The sequence below is a fragment of the Ruoffia sp. FAM 26254 genome (assembly GCF_045528545.1).
Taxonomy (GTDB): domain Bacteria; phylum Bacillota; class Bacilli; order Lactobacillales; family Aerococcaceae; genus Ruoffia; species Ruoffia halotolerans.
In genome coordinates this window covers 1-1,399 of sequence record NZ_JBGQQY010000101.1, presented here as the reverse complement: position 1 = coordinate 1,399, position 1,399 = coordinate 1, and the positions used below count along the sequence as shown (strand labels likewise).

Here is a 1,399-nt window from a genome sequence, read left to right as displayed (position 1 = left end):
TCATCAACCCTATCTTTGTGTCTTCTAAAAGACGCAGATATTCGTTATATTAAAAGTACCACCAAATAACATAAGGAGAATATCTACGCATGAACCATTTTATCCAAAAAACCTTTCAATTAAAAGACCCAAATATCACGATCGATATGGACCGTGTTGAAGAACAGCATTATAAAGGCCGCTTATCTTTGTTTTATTTTGGCACATTAACGTATGTTCCTAAAGCCTGTGAATGTTGTGGTATCGTCAATGATGCCTATCAAGTCGTTAAAAATGGGACGCGTCACTCTCGTCTGACTTTAGCGAGCATAACGGGACTTCCTGCCTACTTAAACTTAGCCAAACAACGCTTCAAATGTAAAACCTGTGGCCAAAGCTTTACAGCGAAAACGTCCTTTGTGGACCCTCACTGTTTTATTTCTAAGCGGGTCACACAAATGATTATGGATCGGGCAACACGTGTGATGTCAGAGGTAGATATTGCCAAAGATACCCATGTTTCCCCGAATACCGTGCGTCGCGTCATTCATCAGGCTGCCGCTGCGCTTCGGATCCGTCCCACATCTTCGTTACCCGAGCACCTCTGTTTTGATGAATTCAAAAGTGTCAAATCAGTCAAAGCCGCCATGAGTTTTATTTACTGCGACGCTATAAATCATCAAGTCGTCGATGTGGTCGAAGACCGAAAAGCGGGCTCTTTAAAAAACTATTTTATTCGCTATGATCTCGCTGTGCGCCGTCAGGTTAAATCTGTCACTATTGATATGTACGAACCTTATATTCAAGTCATTCATCGATGGTTTCCCAATGCCGATATTATCATGGATCCCTTTCACTTGATACAGGCTTTAAACCGTGAATTATCGCAGTATCGTGTGCAGTTTATGAATACCATTCGAACCAAAGACCGCCGATTATATAATAAATTAAAACGCTATTGGAAGTTAATCCAAAAAAATCCGAATGACCTCAAAGCCACAACCTATCACCGATTTCCTTTATTTGATTGGCTGACGAATACGCAAGGAATTGTGGATTATTTACTGGCTCAAGATACCCAACTAAAAGCCACCTATCAGATTGTCCATCAATTAGGGGATGCCTACCGTACCAACAATTGGCCACGATTTGAATCTACCTTAATTCAGGCGAAGCAACTTCAGCTTCCAGCTGGGTTAAGGCGTGTCTTACGTTCTTTTAAGAAGTACCAAACGTATATTCACAACACGTTCTCGTATCCAGGTTTAACGAATGGCCCGATCGAAGGTATTAATAATAAAATTAAAGTATTGAAACGAACAGCCTACGGCTATCGAAATTACAGTCATTTTAGAGACCGTATTTTACTTATGACGCGATTATATGTCCCTCAGACAAATAAAAAAGATCAAGCAACAAC

The 1,399-nt window shown here is 40.5% G+C and carries 1 protein-coding gene; it reads left to right on the top strand.

What is annotated here, in order from left to right:
• Positions 1-89: 89 nt before the first annotated feature.
• Positions 90-1,399 (top strand): ISL3 family transposase (locus ACEN3Z_RS11825; protein ID WP_407090975.1); only part of this gene is annotated, 1,310 nt, incomplete at its 3' end.